The sequence below is a fragment of the Porcincola intestinalis genome, assembly GCF_009696445.1.
In the GTDB taxonomy this organism is placed as follows: Bacteria; Bacillota; Clostridia; order Lachnospirales; family Lachnospiraceae; genus Porcincola; species Porcincola intestinalis.
In genome coordinates this window covers 1-1617 of record NZ_VULZ01000030.1, presented here as the reverse complement: position 1 = coordinate 1617, position 1617 = coordinate 1, and the positions used below count along the sequence as shown (strand labels likewise).

Annotated in this window: 1 rRNA gene; it reads right to left on the bottom strand. The window is 53.2% G+C overall.

The window, feature by feature from the left end:
• A 23S ribosomal RNA gene (locus FYJ35_RS14325) occupies window positions 1–1502 on the bottom strand; the annotation flags it as partial.
• Window positions 1503–1617: the final 115 nt, after the last annotated feature.

The window sequence follows — 1617 nt, the reverse complement described above, 5'->3', positions numbered from 1 at the left end:
CCTCTTCTGCTTGTACGCGTCTCTTCATTCCGCGCTCATCCTTCCGCCCTGCGTCCCCGCAGTTCTGATATCCGCCAGTGCAGGAATCTCTGCCTGCTGTCCATCGGCTACGTCTTTCGACCTCGCCTTAGGTCCCGACTTCCCCAGAGCAGATCAGCTTTACTCTGGAAACCTTGGATATTCGGCCGATAGGATTCTCACCTATCTCTCGCTACTCATTCCGGCATTCTCTCTTCGATGCTCTCCACGGCTCCTTGCCGGTACCGCTTCTTTAAGCATCCAATGCTCCTCTACCAGCCGCTTTCGCGGTTCCTCAGCTTCGGTGGTGTGTTTCAGCCCCGGAAATTTTCGGCGCAGGACCTCTCGACCAGTGAGCTGTTACGCACTCTTTCAATGTATGGCTGCTTCTGAGCCAACGTCCTGGTTGTCTTCGAAATCCCACATCCTTTACCACTTAACACACACTTTGGGACCTTAGCCGGAGGTCTGGGCTCTTTCCCTTTTGACCACCCAACTTATCTCGTGCGGTCTGACTCCCATGGATCGGCTTGATGGCATTCGCAGTTTGATGATCTTCGGTAAGCTTTGACGCTCCCTAGGATGTTCAGTGCTCTACCTCCATAAGTCTGCCATGAGGCTAGCCCTAAAGCTATTTCGAGGAGAACCAGCTATCTCCGGGTTCGATTGGAATTTCTCCCCTACCCACAGCTCATGCCCACCCTTTTCAACGGATGTGGCTTCGGACCTCCACTGCCTCTTACGGCAGCTTCATCCTGGCCATGGGTAGATCACCCGGTTTCGGGTCTGCAGTGTCTGACTTTCGCCCTTTTCAGACTCGCTCTCGCTCCGGCTCCGCGCCTTTGGCGCTTAACCTTGCCGGACACCGCAACTCGCCGGACCGTTCTACAAAAAGTACGCAGTCGGGCTTTCGCCCTCCCACTGCTTGTAAACACAGGGTTTCAGGTTCTTTTTCACTCCCCTCCCGGGGTCCTTTTCACCGTTCCTTCACAGTACTATGCGCTATCGGTCACTAAGGAGTATTTAGCCTTACGGGGTGGTCCCCGCTCATTCCACCAGGGTTTCTCGTGTCCCGGTGTACTCTGGATCCTGCCATGTCCCTCGTCATTTCGCCTACGGGGCTTTCACCCTCTCCGGCCGGCTTTCCCAAAACCGTTTGACTATGACTCGTTCCAATTCCGCAGTCCGAACCCCGCCATGCACGCACAGCGGTTTGGGCTCCTCCGGTTTCGCTCGCCGCTACTCCCGGTATCGATGTTTCTTTCTTTTCCTCCGGCTACTTAGATGTTTCAGTTCACCGGGTTCCCCTCCGCACCTTATGGATTGGGGTACGGATACATGAGGGTTGCTCATGTGTGTTTCCACATTCAGAGATCCGCGGATCATGGGATATATGCTCCTCCCCGCGGCTTTTCGCAGCTTATCACGTCTTTCATCGGCTCTTAGTGCCAAGGCATCCACCCTGCGCTCTTATTGGCTTAACCTTTTTATGTCGGCCAATGGTTCTCGTAGCAAGTTTTTCTAACAAATATAAATCATTACATTCAAGATTGCTCTTGAAGATAACTTTCCTCGGATGTCTTGTGATTAAACAATTAT